Genomic DNA, 25,253 nt, shown 5'->3' on the forward strand with positions numbered 1-25,253 from the left:
ATATGAAAAATAGCATATTAAAATTTATAGTATTAAGTATTATTACGACATTTGCTTTTTCTTCTTGTTCTGATTATCTGGATAAGCAACCGGATGACCAGTTGGACTTAGAATCAGTATTTGAGAATAAAAAGAATATGGAACGTTGGCTGGCATATGTTTATCGCGGCCTGCCTGAATATTATACTTATGATGGTCCGGATGCCATAGCTGATGAACTGATTCCTTCGGTTGGTTGGGAAGCGCAAGGATTTAAAGCCATTCAATATCAAAAAGGTAACTGGACAGCGGACAATCCCGGAGTAATTACTTATTGGAATACTTATCCTAAATATATCCGTTCCGCTTATTTGTTTATTAAACATGCTCACCCGCTGGAGGCCGTACCGGCTGAAGAAGTGGACTTTATGAAAGCTGAATGTCGTTTCTTTATAGCTTATTATAATTCCATGATGGCTATAGCTTATGGTTCGGTTCCCATTATTCGCGAGGCTAGTGAAAGTACTTCGGCTGATGATCTGATGTTGAAACAAGAGCCGTTTTATAATGTAATTGATTGGGCGGATCAAGAAATGTTGGAAGCCTCAAAACAATTACCTGCCACTCAAACTGAAGATAAGAAATATGGTCGTGTAACTTCTGTCGGATGTTTGGCAATGCGTGCGCGTATCTTATTATTTGCTGCAAGTGACTTGGTGAATGGTAATCCTGCATTGGCGAATATAAAAAACATTGATGGAACCCCTATCTTTAATTCTGCACATGATCCGGAACGATGGAAAAGGGCAGTGGATGCTTGTAAACTGGTTATAGATGAGGCAGAAGCATCTGGCTATCATTTGCATTATGAATATTTGGATAACGGTGATATTGATCCTTTTCTTTCTTATCAGAATGCAGTGATGAAGAGATGGAATGAAGCCAACAGAGAATTACTGTTTGTTCGTACAATGGATTCCGGTGGATGGTATGATAAAAACTGTATCCCACGTGGTTTGGGTATTAATGGCGTGGGAGCGATCGGAATAACCCAATCTTTGGTTGATGCTTTTTTCATGAGAAACGGTCAAAGACCTATTATAGGCTATAATTCGGATGGCTCTCCTAAAGTTAATCCAGATGCTAATTATTCAGAGACAGGCTTTAGTACGCAAAAAGAGACTTATTCTACAAAGTGGCAGTATGGGTCTTCAGAAGGAGATCGTAATAAAGATGAAAATGTAGTTGTAGACGCCAATACATATAAAATGTATTGTGACCGCGAGCCTCGTTTTTATATTTCAGTACTGCATAACGAACAATGGCATATTGGTGGTAAGAGAAATACTGACTTTTATATGGATGGTAAAGACGGTGGTCCCTCTCACGACGCTCCATGGAGCGGCTATCTGGTACGTAAGAGAGTAGACCCATCTGCAAATCCCAAAGAAGGCAGTGGAGATTATAAAAACCGTCATGGTGCATTATGTCGTTTGGCAGAGATCTATTTAAGTTATGCTGAGGCGTTAAATGAATATAGCATTGAGAAGGGCACTTATACTGCTAATCAAAAAGAGATTCTGAAATATGTCAATTTGATTCGTGAGCGTGCGGGTATTCCCGAATATAGTGTTTCAGCTGAAGAAGGCAAGATAACAGCCCCATCAGATCCTGTAGAAATGCGCGAGTTAATTCGTCAAGAAAGGCGTGTGGAATTGAATTGTGAATCTGGACTTCGTTTTAATGATCTGCGTCGCTGGAAATTAGCCGAGAAAGTATTGGATGGTGATTTTTATGGCATGAATGCTTATATTAAAGTATCCGATGCGGACTATAGAAATAAATATTATACTCGTACAGTATATCAGACACGTAAATTTATAAGCTATTGGTGGCCTATTCCACAGGACGATATTGATAAGAATTGGAATTTGGTACAAACTCCTGACTGGACCGTCGGGAACCAATAAATAGTTATAATATTAATATATTGAATATAGATATGAAAAACGGATATATATTTAAGAAGAATCTTTTACGGTTCTTCTTCCTGACACTTGCTTCGTGTTTCATGGTAGCATGTAATGATGATGACGATACTACTGATTTGCTCGATAATCGTACAAGTTTAGTCCTGACTCCTTCTGATTATGAAATAGAACTCAAGGAAGACACCCCGGATGAGGTTGCATTGACGTTAAACTGGACGGAAGCTGATCCAATAGGCTCTGACTATTATATCTCTTATCTTTATAAAATGGATCTGGAAAATAACAGTTTTGGAACAAACACAATGATAAGAGAGTATATTGATGATGATTTTTCTAAAAGTTATACTCATAAAGAATTGCAGAGTTTATTGGTGTCAAAGTGGAAGCAGCATCCTGGTGATTTAGTAAAGTTACAAGCCCGTATTATCGGTTCTATAGAAGGCCCAAAGTTTGTAAAACCGGAAGTTTCTACAGTAACTATAAAAGTAAAGATGTATTCTGAAAAGACCTTTGTTGCAGACCATCTTTATATGTCAGGCACAGCTGTTGATGGTGAAGATATTGAAATCTTGCCAATGGAAAGTCAGCCGAAGCGTTATGTTTCCATTTGTGACTTGAAGGCAGGTAACCTTCACTTCCCGATTGTTTGGAAAGATGAAAATAAGATTAATGCCATTTCACCAGTTACTGCAGAACAACAGATTACTGATGGAGCAATGGAAGCTAAAATTAAGGGGATAGATAATGCTGGATATTGGGTGATTCCTGAAGATGGGCAGTATCGTGTAGTGGTAGATTTTGAAACACGTACCGTTACTATAGGTTTGGCTAGTAATTTTATAGAAGCTGATAAAATCTATATTGCCGGAACTTGTGTTAGCGCAGATGTAGAGATGACTCGCACGATAGAAGATGAAAATCAATATGCGTTCCATGCAGAACTGCAACCAGGTACTATTTATTTCCCGATCTTGTTTAATGGACAGAAAGATATGGCTATTGCTCCCGAAGAATCAGGCGATTTTACAGATGGTACAGCAATGAATATCTCAACAATGAGTCCGGAAACAGCTGCGCTTGGTTATCATTGGAATATTAAGACTGCGGGTGTCTATCGTATTGTGATTAATATAAATACTAAAAAGGTTACGATTTACTCCCCCGAAACAGATCCTAAACCAATGGTTGTTTCGTGGACATGGAATAATAATACGGTGACTACCACTATTGAAAGAGTCTTTATTTGGGGACCATACGATGGATGGGCTAAAGATGGCACTGGTGATACAGGATTCACTATGGCTCATTCTATGACACCTAGTTTGGCAAATCCTTATTTGTTTATATACAAAGGAGCGGAGTTACCCAGAAAGAATTCCATTAAAGACAAAGATGGAAATGCACATCCGGGTGGATTGAACTTTAAAGTCGGACCGCAAAGTGCCGGTTGCTATACCTTTGGTTCAACAGCAGATGCCATCAGAGGATCTTATGACGGTTGCCTTGATATTGCAGAGAGTGACTACAATCAAAAACAGACTGTAGTCGGAGGCCAAGCTAACAACCGCTATGCTTTCTTTAGTGTACCTGTAGGAGTTAATTACATAGAATTAGATATTAAAGAACTGACAGTATTCTTTGATAAGAGATAATCAAGCAGGATAATATTAAGAGTGCTATATCAATCTCGTGATTTTTATATGAATAAAGAGAACAATGATATAGCACTCTTTAAAAAAAACAATTAGTAGTATGGTTGTAAGAAAGATTAGTTATTATAGAGTAATTGTGTCTCTTTGTCTGTTTATGTTCCTTTTATCTCCTGTTTTCGGAGACGAGAATTCAGCCGTTTCATTTGATAAGGAACTATCAGAGAATAACATAGTTACGATTCAGCCTGATTCTTTGCGTATTCTCCATAACCCGCTTACAGGGTGGGTACTCTATGCAAGTATGGGAGTGGATGCTGCGGATTTTTGGGCACAGTATGACCATATGTATATTCCTGAACTGGGACACAATGTTAGTGTGACAGATTATGCTCATACGCTTTATATTCGCGCTAGTTGGACAGATTTTAATCCACAGGAAGATGTATATGGTTGGAAAATTGATTCTAATTTGAGAGCATATATTGAAGGAGCTTATCAGCGAAATATGCGTTTGGCATTTCGTGTTGTAGTTGACAGTCGTGATAAGAGAACAGAATTTACTCCTCAATTTGTAAAAGATGCCGGTGCAAAAGGATTTATGAATAAAGGTAAATGGTCACCTTATTCTGACGATCCTGTTTTTCAGAAGTACTATACTAAATTTGTGAAGGCCCTGGCTAAAGATTTCAACGATCCTTCGAAAGTTGAATTTATAGATGGATTCGGACTTGGGAAATGGGGAGAATATCATACAATGATTTATTCAACAGGTGATGATACTCCAAAGAAAGCTGTTTTCGATTGGGTGACAGATATATATTCTCAAGCTTTTGATAAAGTTCCGGTAGTAATTAACTACCATAGATGGATTGGTGCGGGAAAAGATTGGGTAGATGATGAACATTTTGCTGCTGACAGTGAAGAAATGTTGGAAGGAGCAATCAAGAAAGGATATTCATTACGTCATGATGCATTTGGCATGACAACCTATTATGGCAGTTGGGAGCGTAGGTTCGCAAAAAAATATCGTAATATCTGCCCCATTATTATGGAAGGTGGCTGGATTGTCAAATCACATAGTTATTGGCAGGATCCTAGAGGATATCGCAAGGATTCACACGAGGACGTAAGACGCGGTGAGTTTGATGACAGCAAAGAGGCACATGTCAATATGATGGATTTCCGTTTTGGCGATACAGAGTCTTGGTTTAAAGATGCTTTTGATTTAGTACGCCGATTCCTTCGGGAAGGGGGGTATAGGCTCTATCCCAGTGAAATCTCTTTGCCGTTAGAAGTCTCTAAAAAAACAACTCCGACTATTAAACATTGCTGGAACAATTTGGGATGGGGGTACTGTCCTACTAATATTCCGCAATGGAATCAAAAATATAAAGTAGCTTTCGCTTTGCTTGATTCTGAAACGAATGAGGCGCGATATACATTTGTGGATACGGATACAGATTTATCCAAGTGGATAAAAGGGAGTCCCGTTGAATATGTATTTGAGCCGGATATGTCCAAAGTTGAAACGGGTACTTATGTTTGGGCTGTGGGCGTGGTTGACCGGAGTAATAAAGATCTCGTAGGGCTGGATATTGCCGCCAAAGGGGATATATTGGATTCGGGCTGGTTAAAATTGTCGAAAGTAAGCATAAATAAATAAGAGCTATAGGTATGAAGATTAATTTTCAAAATATGTGCAGTTTGAGAAAAATAAGTTGCGGGCTTATTTTTTCTATGGCTATATCATTAGTCGCTTGCGGCAGTGATAATGATGAAGAAGGAGGTGGTAATGGTGATGATGGTTTGGTAGAAGATACTTCTATTCCTGGAAACAGCATTGTCACGGTAAAGCAGAATCGAAATATCATTTTGCATAATCCTCTTTCCGGATGGGTATTATATGCGGGTATTGGTGATGGTTTATCTTCCACATTCTGGCAGGATTATGATAATTTTCCGTCATCTGAAGGCACTGTAAAGGTCTCTGATTATGCAAATACCTTATACCTTCGTGGTGCCTGGGCTGATTTTAATCCTGAAGAAGGAAAATATGCATGGAACTCCGATTGTGATACCCCTTCGGCTAAGCGACTGAAGATGTTGATAGAGGGAGCTAAGCAAAGAAATATGAAATTGGCCTTTACTTTTGTGGTGGATAGCCGTGATAAGCACTATAATTTTACTCCGAATTTTGTAAAAGAGGCTGGCGCGAAAGGATATGAAACACAAACAGGTTCAGTAAAAGTATGGTCTCCCTATCCGGATGATCCTATTTTCCAGAAATATTATGAGAAATTTATCAGGGCTTTGGCTAAGGATTTTAATGATCCCGACAAAGTACAGTTTGTAAGTGGTTCAGGATTTGGAAAATGGGGAGAGTATCATAGTGTATGGTACTATCAGGTGCGTGAGTTGGGAAAACCGGAGCTGCCGACTCGTGAGGCTGTTTTCGATTGGGTGACAGATTTATATTCTCAAGTATTTGATAAAGTTCCTGTGTTTGTAAATTATCATCGTTGGATAGGTACAAGTAAAGAATGGGACGGCAATAACTATGATAAAGATACTGAAAGATTAATAGGAAAAGCAGTAGCTAAAGGATATTCATTACGTCACGATGCGTTTGGTATGAAAACTTATTATTCTACTTGGGAACGCAATTTTATAGCCAAGTGGAAGTATCTCGTTCCTGTAGTAATGGAAGGTGGCTGGGTGAAAAATTCTCATGGAAACTCGATTCAGGGAGATGGATATGCTAATTATGCAGAAGTACGTCAGGGTGAGTTTGATGAGGCTAAAACAGCCTGCGTCAATATGATGGATTTACGCTATAATTCAGACTTTCGCAATGGAGAAACTTATTCATGGTTTAATGAAGCTTTCCAATTAGTTAAACAATTCTGTACAGAAGGAAGCTACCGTTTATTTCCGGACAGAATTTCTTTGCCTACAACTATCTCTAATGGTAAACAGATTGAAATAGCCCATCGTTGGAATAATTTTGGTTGGGGATATTGTCCGACGAATATTCCCCAGTGGAAAAATAAATATAAAGTAGCTTTTGCTTTATTGGACACCAAGAATGATAAACCGAAGTATGTATTTGTTGATGGAGAACCGGAAGCTTGTGATTGGGTGAAAGGTACGGCTAAATCATATACGTTTACAACCCGGGTTGAAGGTGTGGAGGCAGGTAAATACATGTGGGCTGTTGGTATTGTTGACACGGCAAAGCAGAATGAGATTGGAATTCACCTTGCTGTGAAGAACAATGTAACATCTGCTGGCTGGTTGAAATTATTTGAAGTTACCGCTCGGTAAGTCATAGTCAATTGCTACGAGATACATTAATTGTTGGAAATGAATGTATTGGCAGGTCATAGTTCTCCGGCTCGTTGGGCATATATCTCCAATGAACTGATTGTAAGTGTCTGGTACTTAGCTAAATGATAAGTGCATGGAATGGCTGGAATAAGTATCTGCTTACGTATTGCTTGATATACATCTGAAAACTAGAAATAATAATTAACTGACGAAAACATTGATGAGAAAAAAAGTTTTGATTTTGGGATTGTGCCTATTGGGAGTCACACATTCTCTTTCGTCAAAAGATAAAAAGAGTATTCCTTTGTATAAGGATGCCAAAGCTCCAATTGAAAAACGTATTGATGATTTAATATCGCGTATGACATTGGAGGAAAAGATTTTGCAGCTAAACCAATATACATTGGGACGAAATAACAATGTGAATAATGTTGGCGAAGAAGTGAAAAAAGTACCGTCAGAGATTGGTTCTTTGATTTACTTTGATATAAATCCAGAGTTGCGTAATAGTATGCAGAAAAAAGCGATGGAAGAATCTCGTTTGGGCATTCCCATCATTTTTGGCTACGATGCTATTCATGGATTTCGCACCATATATCCTATTTCGTTGGGGCAGGCCTGTTCATGGAATCCGGGATTGGTAGAACAGGCATGTGCGGTATCTGCACAAGAAGCCCGCATGTCTGGGGTTGATTGGACTTTTTCTCCCATGATCGACGTGGCACGTGATCCTCGATGGGGACGTGTAGCCGAAGGATATGGTGAAGATCCTTATACAAATGGAGTGTTTGCCGCTGCTTCGGTGCGTGGGTATCAGGGAGATGATATGTCAGCAGAGAACCGTATGGCTGCTTGTCTGAAACACTATGTAGGATATGGTGCTTCGGAGGCTGGGCGAGATTATGTTTATACAGAAATTTCAGCTCAAACTCTTTGGGATACTTATCTACTGCCCTATGAGATGGGAGTGAAAGCTGGTGCGGCCACTTTGATGAGTTCTTTCAATGACATCAGTGGAGTACCTGGGTCAGCTAATCCTTATATCATGACCGAGATATTAAAGAAACGCTGGAAACATGACGGGTTCATTGTGTCTGACTGGGGGGCTGTGGAACAGTTAAAAAATCAGGGATTAGCCGCTACAAAGAAAGATGCTGCTCGGTATGCTTTTAATGCGGGGCTTGAAATGGATATGATGTCTCATGCCTACGATCGTCATCTGAAAGAGCTTGTAGAGGAAGGTAAGGTAACAATGGCACAAGTTGACGAATCAGTCCGTCGAGTATTGCGTGTAAAATTCCGTCTGGGTTTGTTCGAACGTCCTTATACTCCGGTTACTAATGAGAAGGATCGTTTTTTCCGTCCGCAAAGTATGGCTGTGGCCGCTCAACTGGCAGCAGAATCAATGGTGCTGTTGAAAAATGACAATCAGATATTACCACTTACAAACAAAAAAAAGATTGCCGTAGTAGGTCCAATGGCAAAAAATGGTTGGGACTTATTGGGTTCCTGGTGCGGACATGGAAAAGATACGGATGTGGAAATGCTTTATGATGGGTTGACTGCCGAGTTTGGAGGAGATGCCGAATTACGTTATGCAATGGGATGCAAACCGCAGGGCAATGACCGTTCAGGTTTTGCTGGCGCATTGGACGTTGCTCGTTGGTCTGATGTAGTCATTGTTTGTTTGGGTGAGATGCTTACCTGGAGTGGTGAGAATGCTTCCCGTTCTACGATTGCTTTGCCACAGATTCAGGAAGAATTGGTGAAAGAACTAAAGGAGGCTGGTAAACCTATTATATTGGTGCTTTCTAATGGACGTCCCTTGGAATTAAATCGCATGGAACCTCTTTGTGATGCTATATTGGAGATATGGCAACCGGGAATAAATGGTGCACGTTCAATGGCAGGAATTTTATCCGGACGTATCAACCCTTCCGGTAAACTAGCCATGACGTTCCCTTATTCCACAGGACAAATTCCTATTTATTATAATCGCCGCAAGAGCGGACGCGGACATCAGGGATTTTATAAAGATATAACAAGCGATCCGTTATATCCGTTCGGGCATGGATTAAGTTATACCGAATTTAAGTATGGCACTGTTACCCCTTCTGCTACTAAGGTGAAGCGCGGCGATAAACTGTCGGCAGAAGTGACCGTCACCAACACCGGTGCCCGCGATGGAGCAGAGACTGTTCATTGGTTTATTTCCGATCCTTATTGCTCTATCACCCGTCCGGTGAAAGAACTGAAACACTTTGAGAAACAATTTATCAAAGCCGGAGAAACGAAGACTTTCCGTTTCGACATCGACCTGGAACGTGATTTCGGTTTTGTCAATGAGGATGGTAAACGCTTCCTTGAAGCCGGCGAATATCATATTCTGGTACAAGGACAGACCGTTAAAATAGAACTGATAGACTAAAAATGTAAAGAACAAAAGTGTGTGAAGAGCTGATAGCTAAGTTGGTTTTTACACATATTATATTAACACAGAATCACCATGAAAAAGAAAATAGGAGGCATAGGTTTATGTATGCTTGCATGGAGCATATTAACCTGTGCACAGACAATCACTCCCCAAGCCGAACAACGTGCGAAGGACATTGTATCAAAAATGACTTTGCAAGAGAAAATAGAGTATATCTCCGGATATACCAGTTTTTCTCTGCGTGCCATTCCCCGTTTGGGAATACCTGAAATCAAGTTGGCTGACGGGCCGCAGGGAATTCGTAATCATGCTCCCAAGAGCACTTTATATCCTTCCGGAATACTTTCCGCTTCTACTTGGAACCGGGAATTACTTTATAAGTTAGGGCAAGGCTTGGGACAGGATGCCAAGGCAAGAGGAGTTAATATTCTGCTTGGTCCGGGCGTGAATATCTATCGTGCTCCATTGTGCGGCCGTAACTTTGAATACTTCGGTGAAGACCCTTACTTGACAGGTGAAACGGCGAAACAATATATCCTGGGAGTACAATCGGAAGGAGTCATTGCTACAATCAAACACTTTGCTGCCAACAACCAGGAATGGAGCCGCCACCATGCTAGCTCTGACATAGACGAACGTACTTTGCAGGAAATCTATTTCCCGGCTTTCCGAAAAGCTGTACAGGAAGCCAATGTCGGCGCCGTAATGAACAGCTACAATCTGTTGAACGGTGTCCATGCCACCGAACATAAATGGTTGAATATTGATGTCTTGCGCAATCTTTGGGGCTTCAAAGGTATTCTGATGTCTGACTGGACTTCTGTATATTCCGCCGTAGGCGCTGCTAACGCCGGACTTGACCTCGAAATGCCGAAAGGACGTTTTATGAATTTGGAGAATCTGTTGCCTGCTATCAAAGTCGGCACAGTGACAGAAGAAACCATCAACCTGAAAGTACAACACATCCTGCAAACTCTGATTGCTTATGGTATGCTGGATAAGGAACAGGAAGACAGCAACATCGCAGAGGATAATCCTTTCTCCCGCCAGACAGCTTTAGAACTGGCGCGCGAGGGTGTAGTCCTGTTGAAGAATGAAGGAAACTTGCTCCCACTGAAAGGAAAGACAGCCGTAATGGGGCCTAATGCAAATTTGATTCCTACCGGTGGCGGCAGTGGGTTTGTCACTCCTTTTTCTACCGTCTCAGTGGCTCAAGGCTTGAAAGAATTGAAGAAAAAGAATCTGTTACTATTGACGGATGATGTGATTTATGAAGATATTGTCCATGAGTTTTATACTGATGCTAATCGTCAGATGAAAGGCTTCAAAGCTGAATACTTTAAAAACAAGACCCTTTCGGGCCAGCCTGAAGTAATACGCACGGAATCCTCTGTTGATTATGACTGGGGATATGGAGCACCTTTGGACGGCTTTCCGACAGATGGATTCTCTGTCCGTTGGACAGCCTGCTACATGCCACAAACTGACGGCCAGTTGAAACTTCATATCGGTGGTGATGACGGTTATCGTCTGTTTGTGAATGACAAGCATATTACAGGAGATTGGGGAAATCATTCATACTCTAGCCGTGAAGTTGAACTGCCGGTTGAGGGTGGTAAGGAGTACCGTTTCCGGATTGAATTCTTTGATAATATTTCTTCGGCCATCATTCGTTTTAATGCTTATAGCCTTAATGAGGCGAAACTTCGTCAAGGATTGGCAAAGGTGGATAATGTTGTGTTCTGCACAGGTTTCAATAGTAATACCGAAGGCGAAGGCTTTGACCGTCCGTTTGCCTTGCTTCGCTATCAGGAATTGTTTATCAAGAAGATTGCGTCTATGCATCCCAATGTTGTGATTGTACTGAACGCCGGTGGCGGTGTGGATTTCACCAACTGGTATGATGCTGCAAAAGCGATTCTTATGGCCTGGTATCCGGGGCAGGAAGGGGGTCAGGCAATTGCTGAAATCCTGACCGGTAAGATTTCTCCAAGCGGAAAGCTACCGATTTCTATCGAGCGGAAATGGGAAGATAATCCGGTGCACGGCAGTTATTACGAGAACTTAAAGGCGGAGATTAAGCGTGTAGACTATTCCGAAGGTGTCTTTGTCGGTTATCGTGGATACGACCGTTCGGGAAAAGAACCTTTCTATCCGTTTGGCTACGGTTTGTCCTATACTACTTTCGCTTATAGTAATATGGCTGCGGAGAAAACGGGTGAGCATCAGGTTACCGTTAGCTTTGATATAGAGAATACAGGTAAGATGGATGCTTCGGAGGTGGCACAAGTGTATGTGCATGATGTACAGTCTTCTGTTCCCCGTCCGTTGAAAGAACTGAAAGGATATGAAAAGGTATTCTTGAAGAAAGGGGAGAAGAAGCGGGTTTCTGTTGTGCTGGATGAGGATGCATTCTCTTTTTACGATATGAATCAACACCGCTTTGTAGTGGAAAAAGGAGACTTTGAGATCTTAGTCGGTCCTGCTTCCAGTCAATTGCCTTTAAAGGCTATGGTTGAACTGTAATGACCGAATGATAAACAAATAAATATATAATGAAAAAAACACTTTTATTGGGAGCGTCTCTGTTATGTTCCGTTTTTATAATGGCAACAGAGATTCCTTTTCAAAAAGCAGAAATAAAGTCTATCATGCGAAAGGTGGCGGATTGGCAGATTGCCAATCCACACCCCGCTCCTGAACATGACGACTTGAACTGGCCGCAAGGTGCTCTTTATGTCGGCATGGTGGATTGGGCGGAATTGGCTGAAAAAGAAGACAATGATGATACATATTATAAGTGGCTTACCCGTATAGGCCGGCGGAATTGCTGGCAGCCGGACAAACGGTTTTATCATGCTGATGACATCGCTGTATCACAGTCCTTTTTGGATTTATACCGCAAGTACAAAGACGAAGCAATGATTATCCCTACGCTCGCCCGTACGGAATGGATTGTCAATCATCCGTCCGAAGGTAGTTTCAAGCTGGTGGAGGGAGACTTAAAGACCTTGGAACGTTGGACTTGGTGTGATGCTCTCTTTATGGCTCCCCCTGTATATGCCAAACTGTATATGCTGACCGGAGAGAAAAAATATATCAAATTTATGAATCGTGAGTATAAAGCGACTTATGATTACCTGTTCGATAAAGAAGAAAACTTGTTCTACCGTGACTGGCGTTATTTTGATAAGTGCGAAGCCAATGGCAAGAAAGTCTTTTGGGGACGTGGCAACGGTTGGGTGCTTGGTGGTCTGGTTGAAATATTAAAGGAACTGCCCAAGAAAGATAAGAACCGCAAATTCTATGAGGAATTATTTGTAAAACTGGCTACACGTGTTGCCGGATTGCAGCATCCGGACGGTTTCTGGCATGCCAGTCTTTTGGATCCTGCCTCTTATCCATCACCGGAAACGAGTTGCACTACTTTCATTGTCTATTCCATTGCTTATGGAATAAACGAAAGTTTATTGGATAAGGAAATTTATCTTCCTGTAATGATAAAAGGCTGGAATGCATTAGTCTCGGCTGTGGAACCGAATGGGAAACTGGGTTATGTGCAGCAAATCGGTGCCGATCCGAAGAAAGTGACTCGTGACATGACGGAGGTTTATGGAGTTGGTGCTTTTTTGATGGCAGGCAATGAAATTTATAAAATGGCGAGATAATCTGTTCCCTCTGTGAAGATAGTAGACAATAATCATAAAAACGCTGTACTGTGATGAAAAAATTCTTATTGACATGCATAGCCGTAGCCTGTAGTCTTGTGGCTGTAGCCGAAGAACTGCTCATCGAAGCAGAAAGCTTCAGCCAGCGAGGCGGCTGGGTGCTCGACCAGCAGTTCATGGATCAAATGGGTTCGCCCTATCTCATGGCACATGGCATGGGCATCCCTGTGGCGGATGCTACGGCAGAAATCAACATTCCCCAGGCGGGCACTTACTACGTATATGCCCGTACTTACAACTGGACTTCACCTTGGACCGATGCCGAGGGCCCCGGAAAGTTCCGCCTGGCTTTAGGCGGCAAATTGCTGAAAGCTACATTAGGACATACCGGTAATTCCTGGCAATGGCAATTTGCCGGAAAGACAGTATTGAAAGCAGGGACTACTATCCTTGCCCTGAAAGATCTCACCGGTTTCGACGGTCGTTGCGATGCCATTTACCTTACGACCGATGCGAACACGCAGCCCGCTACCTGGGATGCGGCAGAGACAGCCGCACTTCGTGCCCGCTTGCGACAACAACAGACGGTGCCCGCTCATCAATACGGCTTTGTGGTAGTAGGAGGGGGAATAGCCGGAATGTGTGCTGCCGCATCTGCTGCCCGGTTAGGCTGTAAGGTGGCATTAGTGAACGACCGTCCTGTATTGGGCGGCAATAACTCGTCAGAGATTCGTGTACATCTCGGCGGTATCATCGAAATGGGGCCTAATCAGGGATTGGGTCGTATGATACGTGAGTTTGGCCATGAGCGTTCCGGCAATGCCCAACCGGGCGACTACTATGAAGACCAGAAGAAGGAAGACTTTATAGAGGCCGAAAAGAACATTACCCTTTATGCCTCTCAGCGTGCGGTAGCCGTGAAGATGCAAGCAGACCGCATTGCGTCAGTCACTATCCAACACATTGAGACGGGCGAACAAACCGAACTTACCGCTCCTCTCTTTAGCGACTGCACAGGTGATGCTACCATAGGCTATTTAGCCGGTGCCGATTGGGCTATGGGGCGTGAAGGTCGCGATGAATATGGCGAGAGCCTTGCTCCCGAGCAACCCGACTCATTGGTGATGGGGGCTTCTATACAATGGTATAGTAAGGATATGAAGAAGAAAACCTCATTCCCTCATTTTGAATATGGCGTGCGCTTTGACGCTGAAAACTGTGAGCCTGTAACTATGGGCGAGTGGAAATGGGAAACGGGTATGAACCGCAATCAAGTCAGCGAAGCTGAACGTGTACGCGACTATGGACTTTTGGTGATATATTCCAACTGGAGCTATCTGAAGAATCACTATAAAGACCATAAGAAGTATGCCAACCGTTCCCTCGACTGGGTGGCGTATGTTTCAGGCAAACGCGAATCACGCCGTCTCTTGGGCGACTACGTACTGTCACAGGACGATATTGATAAGAATGTGGCGCACGAGGATGCTTCGTTTACCACAACTTGGAGCATCGACCTTCACTTCCCCGACAGCGTGAACAGTGTCCGCTTTCCCGGCAATGAATTCAAGTCGGCTACGGTGCATCGTTGGATTTATCCTTATGCCGTTCCCTATCGCTGCCTCTATTCTCGCAATGTGGACAACCTTTTTATGGCAGGTCGCAATATGAGCTGCACCCATGTAGCTTTGGGTACGGTACGTGTGATGCGTACTACCGGCATGATGGGTGAAGTAGTAGGTATGGCAGCCGGACTCTGCCACAAGCATAGTGTAGAGCCGCGCGACATCTATCATCATCACCTGCCGGAACTGAAGCAACTTATGCAAGCGGGTCTGGGCAAACGCGATGTGCCCGATAACCAACGCTTCAACGAACCCAACAAATTGTTGGAAGTTCCGGGAGCTTACATCAAACCGTAGACAAACTATGAGCAAAAAAAATATTATTACGATATTTCTATCGGCAATATGTACCTTGCCGCTTTGGGGAGGACAACAGTATTACGCTTTTCTGAAAGGTGACACGCTACGTATAGGCAATAACTATATGGAACGCGCCATGCTGTGGAATAACGGTGCACCCGTTACCATCAGTCTTACTGACAAGCAACACGGAAAAAACATTCCGGTACAGGGCAAACAACCCGATTTCTCGATTGTGAAAGGTATCCCTACGGATGCCACGCTCACCGTGAACGAGATACCGACGAACGGCATCCACGCCAGTTATCTGCAGGCTACCGTGGCTTGCACTATCGGTTCGCTGAATATAGAGCGTCGCTATCGCATTTATGCAGACTGTCCCGCCATTGCTTGCGACACCTATCTGAAAGGGCAAGTGGAACTTTATCAGAATAAGGAGGATAACCGCTCTAACGCTGACCGCAAAAATATAGAGCACACGGCCGATATGGCTACGGGGGTGAAAACTCCCACGCTCGACAGGCTGCAACTATCCGGCAATCATTGGAGTGCCCGCACAATAGAGTTTTTCGACTACACCGATTGGAACGACAATCTGGTGACCGGGCGTACCTGGCTTCCTTACCGTCGCAATACGTATCGTGGTAATTTGCTTTTTGCTCATGACGTAGTTACGCGTCAAGGCTTCTTTTTTTTGAAAGAGGCTCCTAGCAGCAGTACCCAATTACATTATCCGGGTTCTGACTTCGTGGCGGACTTTAGCGATTTTATGGTAGTGGGGCTGGGCATTGCGTCTCATGATGTAAAGCCGGATAGCTGGACCCGCGTTTATGGATGCGTTACCGGCATCTATACCGGCGGCGAGCAAGAAGCGCTTACTGCCTTGCGCCTCTATCAGAAACAACTGCGCCATCATACCGCCGCACAGGATGAGATGATTATGCTCAATACCTGGGGCGACCGTAGCCAGGATGCCAAAATAGATGAGGCTTTCTGCCTGGCAGAACTGGACCGTGCCGCACGCATGGGCATCACCCTCTTTCAACTGGACGATGGCTGGCAGAGCGGAAAAAGTCCTAACTCGAAGACTGCCGGAGGTAGTTTTAAGGATATTTGGAAGAATACCGGTTACTGGACGCCCAACCCCACGAAATTCCCTCATGGTCTGAAACCTATTGTAGAGAAAGGCAAGAAATTGGGTATTCGCATCGGATTATGGTTCAACCCCAGCATACAGAATGATTTTGCCGATTGGCAAAAAGATGCGCAAGCCATTATCGGACTTTATAAGAAGTACGGCATCTGTTGTTTCAAGATAGACGGCCTGCAGATACCTACCAAGACAGCCGAACAGAATCTGCGCCGACTGTTTGATACCGTGTTGGAGCAAACCAACTATGAAGTGATTTTCAACCTCGATGCCACTGCCGGTCGTCGCGGCGGGTATCACTATATGAACGAGTACGGCAACATCTTCCTGGAAAACCGCTATACCGATTGGGGCAACTATTACCCTTATCGCACCTTGCGCAACCTCTGGATGCTGTCTCGCTATGTACCGGCGGAGAAGATGCAGATAGAGTTTCTTAATAAATGGCGTAATGCCGACAAGTATGACGCTGCCGATCCTTTTGCCCCCGCCCGTTACAGTTTCGATTACCTCTTTGCTATCACCTTGGCGGCACAGCCGTTGGCTTGGATGGAGGCTTCGAACTTGCCCGAAGAGGCTTATATTACGGCATCTCTGCTCAAGAAATACCAACCCTTGCAACTCCGGTTTCATCAAGGCGTCATACTGCCTATTGGTGAAGAACCCTCGGGACGCTCGTGGACCGGATTCCAATCGACCGTCTCCGGCACGCAAGGTTATCTTGTTGTTTACCGTGAAGACAACGAGCAAGCTAGGGGGACTATTGACACCTGGCTTCCTGAAGGCAAGAAAGTGGATTTTATCCCTGTGATGGGAAGTGGCAAGAAGTTTGCTGCAAAAGTCGGCGCACAGGGTAGAGTAAGTTTCGAGCTAAATGACAAGAACTCTTTCGCACTCTATCAATACGAAGTAAAACCATAAAAAGGCGGCTATCTGCATTCTACGCTAATAACGAGTGATGTGTTAACTTCTGATTCGCAGAGTAGTATGTTAGGTGGAGAGAAGCATTAATACCTCTGCTGTTGGATGTTAATAGTTGAGTTGTCAGGTATTAATAGCTGAGCGGATAGGTATTAATAGTTGAGATAATGGGTATTAATAGTTTGAGACAATGAGTATTAATAGCTGATAAATGGGATATTAATATAACAACGACAAATGAAATAAAATAGGGAACTATGGTAAAAAGTGTACGTTTTCTTCTTCTCCTGATAGCATTTGTCTCCATGCAGATAGTTGCATGGGGACAGCCGCAGGAAAGACTGGTTCAAGTGCAGGTCACTCCCGACCACACCAATTGGCTGTATAAACCGGGAGAAAAAGTGAAATTCAAAGTGGCGGTATTGAAATGCAATATCCCGCAGGATAATCTGGAAGTGCGTTATGAGATTTCGGAAGACATGATGAAACCTCATCAGACAGGCAAACAGCCTTTGAAGAATGAAAAACTTGAAATTAACGCAGGGACTATGAAAAAAGAAGGATTCCTGCGTTGCCGTGCTTTTGTCACTTGCCAAGGGCGTGAGTATGAAGGCGTGGCTACCGTCGGCTTCTCTCCTGAGAAATTGCAACCGACCACTCCGTTGCCCGCCGACTTTCTGGAATTTTGGAAAAGCACCAAAGAAGCCGCAGAAAAGTGGGCACTGGAACCGATAATGACTTTACTGCCGGAAAGGTGCACAGATAAGGTGAACGTATATCATGTCTCCTTCGCGAACAATGACTATGCGTCCCGTATGTACGGCATCCTTTGTGTTCCGAAGGCTTCCGGGGAATATCCGGCGATTCTGAAAGTGCCGGGCGCAGGCATCCGTGCCTATAACGGAGAAGCTGAACGTGCCGGAAAGGGTTTCATCATATTGGAAATCGGTATTCACGGCATTCCGGTCAATATGGAGGGGGATGTGTATCACCGGCTTTATAACGGTGCTTTGAAGAATTACCACTCGTTCAATATGGATAATCGGGACAAGTACTATTATAAGCGGGTCTATACCGGCTGTGTGAGAGCCATTGATTTCATTTACACACTTCCCGAATTCAATGGTAATCTGGCGACCTTTGGAGGAAGCCAGGGCGGTGCGCTTTCCATTGTAATTGCCGGACTGGATGCTCGTGTCAAGGGATTGGTTTCTTTCTATCCTGCTTTGTGTGATATGGCGGGTTATGCCCACGGTCGTGCAGGCGGTTGGCCGCATCTGTTTAAGGATGAGAAGAACCGGACACCGGAAAAGATTAAAACCATTCAGTATTTTGATGTAGTCAACTTTGCCCGTCAGGTTAAAGTGCCGGGATTTTATATCTTCGGATATAATGACAGAGTTTGTCCGCCTACCACCACTTACTCCACTTATAACGTGATTAATGCTCCAAAAGAACTGTTTGTAGCTGAAACGACCGCTCACTATGCCTATGCCGAACAGTGGAGCGCAGCCTGGAACTGGGTAATGAATTTCCTAAAAAATAAATCGAAATAGGCACGGATTACACGGATTAACACTGTTGTTTTACCTATTCTATTCTAAAAGCCGTGTAATCCGTGCCTGAACTTATTATATACACTAATTATAACAACATACTTAAATGAAAACAGGTGAGAAATTAAGTCTATGTCTATTGTTGCTAATCGCTTTTGCCGGAAGCGTTGCGGCACAGGAGCTGATAACGAATGTATATGGTCGCAACATCCATTCGCTGAATGGTAAATGGAATGCCATCATCGACCTGTACGACCAGGGACAACGGATGAAAATCTATGAAAACCGGCAACCGGAAGGAAATATTGATTTCTACGAATATGCGTTTGAAGGCGGGTTGCGTCTTAATGTTCCGGGAGACTGGAACTCTCAATCACCCGAATTGAAGTATTACGAAGGCACTGTATGGTATGCCCGTCACTTTGATGCCAAACGCTTGGCAGACAAACGCCAGTTCCTTTATTTCGGTGCTGTCAGCTATCGTAGCAAAGTCTACCTGAACGGAAAAGAGATAGCAGAGCACGAAGGCGGTTTTACTCCTTTCCAAGTGGAAGTGACAGACCTGTTGAAAGACGGTGACAACTTCCTGGCGGTAGAAGTGAACAACCGCCGTACCAAAGACGCCATTCCTGCTATGGCATTCGACTGGTGGAATTATGGCGGCATCACAAGAGATGTATTGCTGGTGAAAACTCCCCGGACATTTATAAAAGATTATTTCATCCAATTGGATAAAAACACTCCAGACCGCATCATCGCGCGCGTGCATCTTTCTGATAAAAAGGCTGGTGAGAAAGTAACAGTTGCCATCCCCGAACTCAAAATCAACGCGGAGCTCACCACCGACGCAGAAGGAAAGGCGGAAACCATATTGAATGCGAAGAGGCTGCAACGCTGGTCGCCGGAAGAACCGAAACTCTATGGCGTGACTGTATCTTCAAGTGCCGACCGTGTGGAAGAGCAAATCGGCTTCCGCAATATCACCGTGAAAGGAACTGATATTTACCTGAACGGGAAGCCGACATTTATGTGCTGTATCTCTTTTCACGAAGAAATCCCGCAACGTATGGGACGTGCTTTCTCGGAAGCCGATGCGGCCATGTTGCTGAATGAAGCGAAAGCGCTTGGCGTGAACATGATTCGCCTGGCTCATTATCCGCAGAATGAGTACACGGTACGCCTGGCGGAAAAGATGGGCTTCCTTCTCTGGCAGGAGATTCCCATTTGGCAAGGCATTGACTTTACAGACAATGATACCCGTAAGAAAGCGCAGAGGATGCTTTCTGAAATGATTAAGCGTGATCAGAACCGCTGCGCGGTAGGTTATTGGGGTGTCGCCAATGAAACACAGCCTTCCAAAGAACGGAATGAATTCCTTACTTCCCTGCTCGAAACGGGAAAACAGCTGGACACTACCCGCTTGTATGTTGCCGCTTTCGACCTTGTGCACTTCAATAGCGAAAAACAGCGTTTTGTAATGGAAGATTCTTTTACTTCCCAACTGGACGTCGTAGCTATCAACAAATATATGGGCTGGTATCATCCGTGGCCTGTGGAACCGAAAGACGCTATATGGGAAGTAGTGACGGACAAACCGTTGATTATCTCGGAATTTGGCGGCGAAGCATTGTACGGTCAGTCCGGTGATGAGAATGTAGTCAGCTCTTGGAGTGAAGAATACCAGGCACGTCTGTATAGAGACAATATCCGTATGTTCGACAATATCCCGAACCTGCGTGGCGTATCTCCCTGGATTCTGTTCGACTTCCGTTCCCCATTCCGTTTCCACCCCACCAATCAGGATGGCTGGAACCGCAAAGGGCTCATATCCGACCAGGGTATGCGTAAGAAAGCGTGGTATCTGATGAGAGATTATTACATGAAAAAGAGAAATAACCGATAAGTTTAGCTATATTTGAATGTGATGAAGCAATATAAGATTGTAGTGATTGGTATGTGCATACTGCTCCTTCTTGCCGGAGGAGTGTATGCGCAGCAAAAAACGGTCAGGATACTTGCCATCGGCAACAGCTTCTCCCAAGATGCCGTGGAGCAATATCTGCATGAACTTGCTGAAGCCGAAGGCATTTCAACCATAATCGGCAATATGTTTATTGGCGGCTGTTCCCTGGAACGTCATGTGAAAAATGCCCGTGACAATGCTCCTGCCTATGCCTACCGGAAAATCGGTACGGATGGAAAGAAACGGGAAAAAGGCAAGATGTCTTTGGAAGCGGTGCTGGCAGATGAAGACTGGGATTACGTCAGCCTGCAACAGGCAAGTCCTTTTTCGGGAATGTATGAGACGTATGAAGCCTCTCTTCCCGAGCTCATAGAATATGTAAAAGTACGCCTTCCAAAGAAAACAAAGCTGATGCTGCACCAAACCTGGGCGTATGCGTCTACTTCCAAGCATAGTGGATTTAAAAACTACAACTGCAATCAACTCACCATGTATCAGGCTATTGCCGATGCAGTGAAGAAAGCGGCTAAGGCGAATAAGATAAAGATTGTCATCCCTTCGGGCACTGCCATACAAAATGCGCGCACCTCTTTCATCGGCGACCACCTGAATCGGGACGGCTATCATCTGGATGTGAAGATTGGACGTTATACCGCTGCCTGTACCTGGTTCGAACGCATCTTCAAACACAATGTAGTCGGGAATCCTTATGCCCCGGAAGGGTTGGATGAGGCGAGGAAAGCTGTTGCCCAGAAAGCTGCTCATGCAGCAGTAAAACATCCGTATAAGGTAACCGAGCTGTCTATTTCTAACTAACAATGGACATTGCCGCCCGTCTTGCAGCAGAATCCACGGTATTATAGATGACTTGATTCAAATGTAAATGCAGCACACCAAAGGCGATTTGATTGCTCGTGGCAACCCGATGGTGTACTGCATTTATTTTTCGTATATTGTATGGTTTACTCCATTAAGAACTGGCGTATAGGACAATGGCGTATACCCTCGTAGCTGTTTCCGCTGAATGTATCTTCTGTTACCACTATTTTGGGATAGTTGTCCTGTATCTTTAGTAAGTTTCCAAATTCTCTTTCTGCTGTGTCGCCATCTATTTTTAAAGCGACCTGTATATATAGTTTTTCTCCATTCTTCTCTCCGATAAAATCAATTTCCTTATCTCCGTAATAGCCAACCTTAATGTCGTAACCTTTGTATAAAAAGTGGTTATACACTAGATTTTAACAAAAGTATGCTTTCTTATAGGGAAACACTTTGTTTCACTGCTTGAAACTAATAGTTTCCCTGTTTGAAACATTTCGTTTCTCGGTGAGAAACAAATGGTTTCATGGCATGAAACAAACCACGGCTTGTGGGGTGACGCCCAGTATGCTGTGGGATGACTGAAGATGACCTTTAAACAAACTTGAGGTGTATTTATAATGAAAGCTGAAGAAAGGGATGTTTTATCCTTCCTCCAGCTCTTATATTATTGATGAGCAGTGAATTACTTCACTTCCCAAGTATCATTAGTCATTAGCAGCTCCTGAAAATTATGATATTTCTTCTTGCCTTTGATTTCTTCGATTTGTTCAGCGACAGCATCATTGTAAGTTGGAGCATCTACATCACGGATTACACCGAGTGCAATCGGGAAGTCAGGACCTTCCATCAAAGCCAGTTTCAATTGAAGCGTATTGTCCTGGCAGTGTGCGTCGTGGATAAGGATATCTTTTTCTGTGACACCGTTCTCACCAAGTTTCACTACTTTCAGCCCGAAGCCTTCCTGCATCAAGCCGAATTCCTTATTTTCACCAAATAACATCGGTTTGCCATGTTCCAGGTAGATAGCGTTCTTAGCGCGTCCTTCTTTGGTAGCAACACTGGCGTGAGTTCCGTCGTTGAAGATCACGCAGTTTTGCAGAACTTCTACAACAGAAGCACCTTTGTGATTAGCTGCTGCTTTCAACACTTCTACGGAAGCGGCACCATCTACTGCAATACAACGTGCGAAGAAACGTCCGCGGGCACCGAAAGCCAGCTCTGCCGGATGGAACGGGTCTTCCACTGTTCCGTAAGGAGATGATTTGCTGACGAATCCACGTTCTGAAGTCGGTGAATATTGTCCCTTTGTCAAACCATAGATACGGTTGTTCAACAGAATCATGTTCAAGTCAATGTTGCGGCGAACGGCATGGATGAAGTGATTACCACCGATTGCCAAACCGTCACCGTCACCGGAAATCTGCCAGATAGTCAAATTTGGATTGGCTACTTTTGCTCCTGTTGCAACAGCAGCGGCACGTCCGTGAATAGTGTGGAACCCATACGTATTTACGTAGTAAGGCAGGCGGGAAGAACAACCGATACCGGAAATGACGGCAATATTGTGCGGAGCTACTCCCAGTTCGGCCATAGCTTTGTGCAGTGAGTTCAGGAAAGCGTGGTCACCGCATCCCGGACACCAGCGAGGTTGGCCTGATTTATAATCTTGTACGGTATATACTTTATCGCTCATCTTTTATTCCTCCAATAATTTAGTGAATGCATCTATCAATTCTCTCGTAACGAAAGGCTGTCCTTTCACTTGGTTGAACTGGCTGATGTTCAATCCGGGTATCTTCATCCGTAAATAACCTGCGAATTGTCCCAAATTCTGTTCAGCTACTACGATCTTCTTGTATTTACGCAATACATCGGCTGTATTCTTCGGCAACGGGTTGATGTATTGGAAGTGTGCGAAAGCCACTTTCTTTCCATGATCGCGCATAAAGTCCATAGCCAGACGGAGATGCCCATACGTGCCGCCCCAGCCAACAATCAGTAAATCTGCATCTTCATCACCCAGTACTTCGAGTTCGGGGATATAGTCTGCAATTTTATCTACTTTAGTTTGGCGGAGATGAACCATCTTATTATGGTTTTCTGGTTCGGTAGAGATCGCACCTGTTTCATTGCTCTTTTCAAGACCACCGATGCGGTGCATGAATCCTTCAGTTCCCGGAATTGCCCAGTAACGTGCACCGGTTTCTTCATTGCGTTGGTATGGAGTCCAGTTACCAGCCATGTCCGGAGTCACGTATGGAGGATTGATGGCAGGATATTCATTTAAGTTAGGAAGTTTCCAAGCTGCCGAGCCGTTGGCTACGAAAGCATCCGTCAGTAATACAACCGGAGTCATGTGTTCCAGAGCAATCTTACATGCCATGTATGCGGCATCAAAACAGTTCGTTGGTGAAGTTGCGGCAATCACCGGCATCGGGCTTTCACCATTACGTCCGTAAAGAGCTTGCAATAAGTCTGTCTGTTCTGATTTAGTAGGCAAACCTGTTGACGGACCGCCACGTTGCACATTTACAATCACTAATGGAAGTTCGCCAATTACAGCAAGGTTCATGGCCTCACTCTTCAAACAAACACCGGGCCCGGAAGTAGTCGTTACAGCCAAAGCACCGGTAAAAGCGGCACCAACGGCAGAAGCACAACCCGCGATTTCATCTTCGCACTGTACGGTTTTTACTCCCAGTGATTTATGTTTAGCTAATTCGTGCAGAATATCAGTGGCCGGAGTGATAGGATAAGAACCCAAGTAGAGTTCTAGACCTGCTTTCTCGGCAGCAGCAATCAAGCCATAAGCAGTTGCTTTATTTCCGTTGATATCTGTATAAAGTCCTTTTGATTTCGGAGCTTTACTTTCAATCTTATAAGTAGAGACAGAAGCATGTGTGTTGGCACCATAGTTGAAACCATCGTTTAATACCTTAATATTAGCTTCTGCAATTTCGGGCTTTTTGGCGAATTTCTCACGCAGCATTTTTTCAGCAGCGGCAAGGTTACGGTTGAACAGCCAGCAAACCAGGCCGAGTGCGAACATGTTCTTACAACGGAGTGCTGATTTATTGTCTAGTCCGGAGTCTTTCAGGCTCTCTTTGCACATGGAAGAGATGGGAACTTCAAGTACTTCCTGTTTTATGCCTAATTCTTCAAAAGGATTGTCGGTCTTGAATTGTGCCTTTTCCAAATCTCTGGCTTCGAATGAGTCGGAGTCGGTAATGATAAGTCCTTGCGGTTTACAGAATTTGATTTGTGTTTTCAGTGCGGAAGGATTCATAGCCACCAACACGTGGCAACGGTCTCCGGGAGTGTAAACCTGTCCGGCACCGATGTGGACCTGAAAACCGGAAACACCGGTCAGTGAACCTTGCGGGGCGCGGATGTCTGCCGGGTAGTCAGGGAATGTACAGATGTCATTTCCTACCGTAGCCGACACGTTCGAGAAGATGTTGCCGGCCAGCTGCATACCGTCGCCGGAGTCGCCGGAGAAACGTACTACTACTTCCTCCAATTCTTTAACCATCATTTCGTCTGCCATAACTTTAATTACTATATTTAATTTAAAAACTGATTTTACTTTCAATTTGTGAGCGCAAAGGTCGGAAAGTTAATCGAATTATCAAAATAAATCGAACTTTATTGTCCTATTGACGCTAAATATTTGAGATATTTGAAAGGAACCTGTATTTTTATTCTTGTTAAATCGACAGAAACCGTTATCTTTGCAAGCAAATTTGAAGCGGCCTTGTAGTTCAACGGATAGAATAGAAGTTTCCTAAACTTTAGATAGGGGTTCGATTCCCCTCGGGGCTACTACGAAGAATCTGTGAGAAGTTGTTTTGTTTTGCTTTCATAT

14 protein-coding genes, 1 tRNA gene and 1 pseudogene are annotated in these 25,253 nt (G+C 43.9%); 13 read left to right on the forward strand and 3 right to left on the reverse strand.

Annotation, left to right across the window (positions count from 1 at the left end):
* The first annotated feature begins 2 nt into the window (after nucleotides 1-2).
* The 12 genes from DWZ47_RS02220 to DWZ47_RS02275 all read left to right on the forward strand — a co-directional run bounded on the left by DWZ47_RS02220 (nucleotide 3) and on the right by DWZ47_RS02275 (nucleotide 21,382).
* Nucleotides 3-1,949 (forward strand): RagB/SusD family nutrient uptake outer membrane protein, encoded by a 1,947-nt coding sequence (locus DWZ47_RS02220; RefSeq protein WP_117512204.1) that lies wholly within the window; start codon nucleotides 3-5, stop codon nucleotides 1,947-1,949.
* A gap of 32 nt (nucleotides 1,950-1,981) precedes the next feature.
* Complete coding sequence (locus DWZ47_RS02225; RefSeq protein ID WP_117512205.1) at nucleotides 1,982-3,622, forward strand: SusE domain-containing protein; 1,641 nt, start codon at nucleotides 1,982-1,984, stop codon at nucleotides 3,620-3,622.
* Nucleotides 3,623-3,722: 100 nt separating this feature from the next.
* A complete protein-coding gene (locus tag DWZ47_RS02230; protein ID WP_117512206.1) occupies nucleotides 3,723-5,285 on the forward strand; it encodes a DUF4832 domain-containing protein in 1,563 nt (520 codons plus the stop codon).
* Nucleotides 5,286-5,296: 11 nt separating this feature from the next.
* Nucleotides 5,297-6,946: a DUF4832 domain-containing protein gene (locus DWZ47_RS02235; RefSeq protein ID WP_117512207.1), complete on the forward strand. Its 1,650-nt coding sequence runs from the start codon at nucleotides 5,297-5,299 to the stop codon at nucleotides 6,944-6,946.
* A gap of 223 nt (nucleotides 6,947-7,169) precedes the next feature.
* Nucleotides 7,170-9,377 (forward strand): glycoside hydrolase family 3 N-terminal domain-containing protein, encoded by a 2,208-nt coding sequence (locus DWZ47_RS02240; RefSeq protein WP_117512208.1) that lies wholly within the window; start codon nucleotides 7,170-7,172, stop codon nucleotides 9,375-9,377.
* Between the two features lie 78 nt (nucleotides 9,378-9,455).
* Nucleotides 9,456-11,909 carry a beta-glucosidase gene (locus DWZ47_RS02245; protein ID WP_117512209.1) on the forward strand — a complete coding sequence of 818 codons (2,454 nt, stop codon included), beginning with the start codon at nucleotides 9,456-9,458 and terminating at the stop codon, nucleotides 11,907-11,909.
* A 29-nt stretch (nucleotides 11,910-11,938) separates the two neighbouring features.
* A complete protein-coding gene (locus DWZ47_RS02250; protein WP_117512210.1) occupies nucleotides 11,939-13,051 on the forward strand; it encodes a glycoside hydrolase family 105 protein in 1,113 nt (370 codons plus the stop codon).
* Between the two features lie 53 nt (nucleotides 13,052-13,104).
* Nucleotides 13,105-14,973, forward strand: coding sequence for an FAD-dependent oxidoreductase (locus DWZ47_RS02255; protein ID WP_117512211.1), 1,869 nt, complete (start codon nucleotides 13,105-13,107; stop codon nucleotides 14,971-14,973).
* Nucleotides 14,974-14,980: 7 nt separating this feature from the next.
* The gene (locus tag DWZ47_RS02260; protein ID WP_004296509.1) at nucleotides 14,981-17,047 is read left to right on the forward strand and encodes an alpha-galactosidase; all 2,067 of its coding nucleotides are present in this window, start codon (nucleotides 14,981-14,983) and stop codon (nucleotides 17,045-17,047) included.
* A gap of 257 nt (nucleotides 17,048-17,304) precedes the next feature.
* Nucleotides 17,305-18,603 (forward strand): acetylxylan esterase, encoded by a 1,299-nt coding sequence (locus DWZ47_RS02265; RefSeq protein WP_117512212.1) that lies wholly within the window; start codon nucleotides 17,305-17,307, stop codon nucleotides 18,601-18,603.
* A 106-nt stretch (nucleotides 18,604-18,709) separates the two neighbouring features.
* Entirely contained in the window at nucleotides 18,710-20,506 is a 1,797-nt protein-coding gene (locus DWZ47_RS02270) for a glycoside hydrolase family 2 protein (RefSeq protein ID WP_117512213.1), read from the forward strand.
* A 21-nt stretch (nucleotides 20,507-20,527) separates the two neighbouring features.
* Nucleotides 20,528-21,382 (forward strand): DUF4886 domain-containing protein, encoded by an 855-nt coding sequence (locus DWZ47_RS02275; protein WP_117512245.1) that lies wholly within the window; start codon nucleotides 20,528-20,530, stop codon nucleotides 21,380-21,382.
* A 146-nt stretch (nucleotides 21,383-21,528) separates the two neighbouring features.
* Here the strand turns inward: DWZ47_RS02275 and DWZ47_RS02280 are convergent.
* The 3 genes and pseudogenes from DWZ47_RS02280 to DWZ47_RS02290 all read right to left on the reverse strand — a co-directional run.
* Nucleotides 21,529-21,804: pseudogene (locus DWZ47_RS02280) on the reverse strand (ATPase); the annotation flags it as partial.
* A 266-nt stretch (nucleotides 21,805-22,070) separates the two neighbouring features.
* A complete protein-coding gene (locus DWZ47_RS02285) occupies nucleotides 22,071-23,081 on the reverse strand; it encodes a 2-oxoacid:ferredoxin oxidoreductase subunit beta (RefSeq protein ID WP_004323877.1) in 1,011 nt (336 codons plus the stop codon).
* A 3-nt stretch (nucleotides 23,082-23,084) separates the two neighbouring features.
* Nucleotides 23,085-24,935: a 2-oxoacid:acceptor oxidoreductase subunit alpha gene (locus tag DWZ47_RS02290; RefSeq protein WP_117512214.1), complete on the reverse strand. Its 1,851-nt coding sequence runs from the start codon at nucleotides 24,933-24,935 to the stop codon at nucleotides 23,085-23,087.
* Between the two features lie 203 nt (nucleotides 24,936-25,138).
* Between DWZ47_RS02290 and DWZ47_RS02295 the strand changes: the two genes are divergently transcribed.
* Nucleotides 25,139-25,210 (forward strand) — tRNA-Arg (locus DWZ47_RS02295).
* Nucleotides 25,211-25,253 lie beyond the last annotated feature (43 nt).

The sequence above is a fragment of the Bacteroides sp. AF32-8BH genome (assembly GCF_003435205.1).
GTDB lineage: Bacteria > Bacteroidota > Bacteroidia > Bacteroidales > Bacteroidaceae > Bacteroides > Bacteroides ovatus.

What these genes read in the sequence shown, in the direction of transcription:
- DWZ47_RS02285 (WP_004323877.1), bottom strand. Translation starts at nt 23,081, where the DNA reads ATGAGCGATAAAGTATATACCGTACAAGATTATAAATCAGGCCAACCT.
- DWZ47_RS02260 (WP_004296509.1), top strand. Translation starts at nt 14,981, where the DNA reads ATGAGCAAAAAAAATATTATTACGATATTTCTATCGGCAATATGTACC.
- DWZ47_RS02230 (WP_117512206.1), top strand. Translation starts at nt 3,723, where the DNA reads ATGGTTGTAAGAAAGATTAGTTATTATAGAGTAATTGTGTCTCTTTGT.
- DWZ47_RS02245 (WP_117512209.1), top strand. Translation starts at nt 9,456, where the DNA reads ATGAAAAAGAAAATAGGAGGCATAGGTTTATGTATGCTTGCATGGAGC.
- DWZ47_RS02265 (WP_117512212.1), top strand. Translation starts at nt 17,305, where the DNA reads ATGGTAAAAAGTGTACGTTTTCTTCTTCTCCTGATAGCATTTGTCTCC.
- DWZ47_RS02255 (WP_117512211.1), top strand. Translation starts at nt 13,105, where the DNA reads ATGAAAAAATTCTTATTGACATGCATAGCCGTAGCCTGTAGTCTTGTG.
- DWZ47_RS02220 (WP_117512204.1), top strand. Translation starts at nt 3, where the DNA reads ATGAAAAATAGCATATTAAAATTTATAGTATTAAGTATTATTACGACA.
- DWZ47_RS02235 (WP_117512207.1), top strand. Translation starts at nt 5,297, where the DNA reads ATGAAGATTAATTTTCAAAATATGTGCAGTTTGAGAAAAATAAGTTGC.
- DWZ47_RS02275 (WP_117512245.1), top strand. Translation starts at nt 20,528, where the DNA reads ATGAAGCAATATAAGATTGTAGTGATTGGTATGTGCATACTGCTCCTT.
- DWZ47_RS02225 (WP_117512205.1), top strand. Translation starts at nt 1,982, where the DNA reads ATGAAAAACGGATATATATTTAAGAAGAATCTTTTACGGTTCTTCTTC.
- DWZ47_RS02270 (WP_117512213.1), top strand. Translation starts at nt 18,710, where the DNA reads ATGAAAACAGGTGAGAAATTAAGTCTATGTCTATTGTTGCTAATCGCT.
- DWZ47_RS02290 (WP_117512214.1), bottom strand. Translation starts at nt 24,935, where the DNA reads ATGGCAGACGAAATGATGGTTAAAGAATTGGAGGAAGTAGTAGTACGT.
- DWZ47_RS02240 (WP_117512208.1), top strand. Translation starts at nt 7,170, where the DNA reads ATGAGAAAAAAAGTTTTGATTTTGGGATTGTGCCTATTGGGAGTCACA.
- DWZ47_RS02250 (WP_117512210.1), top strand. Translation starts at nt 11,939, where the DNA reads ATGAAAAAAACACTTTTATTGGGAGCGTCTCTGTTATGTTCCGTTTTT.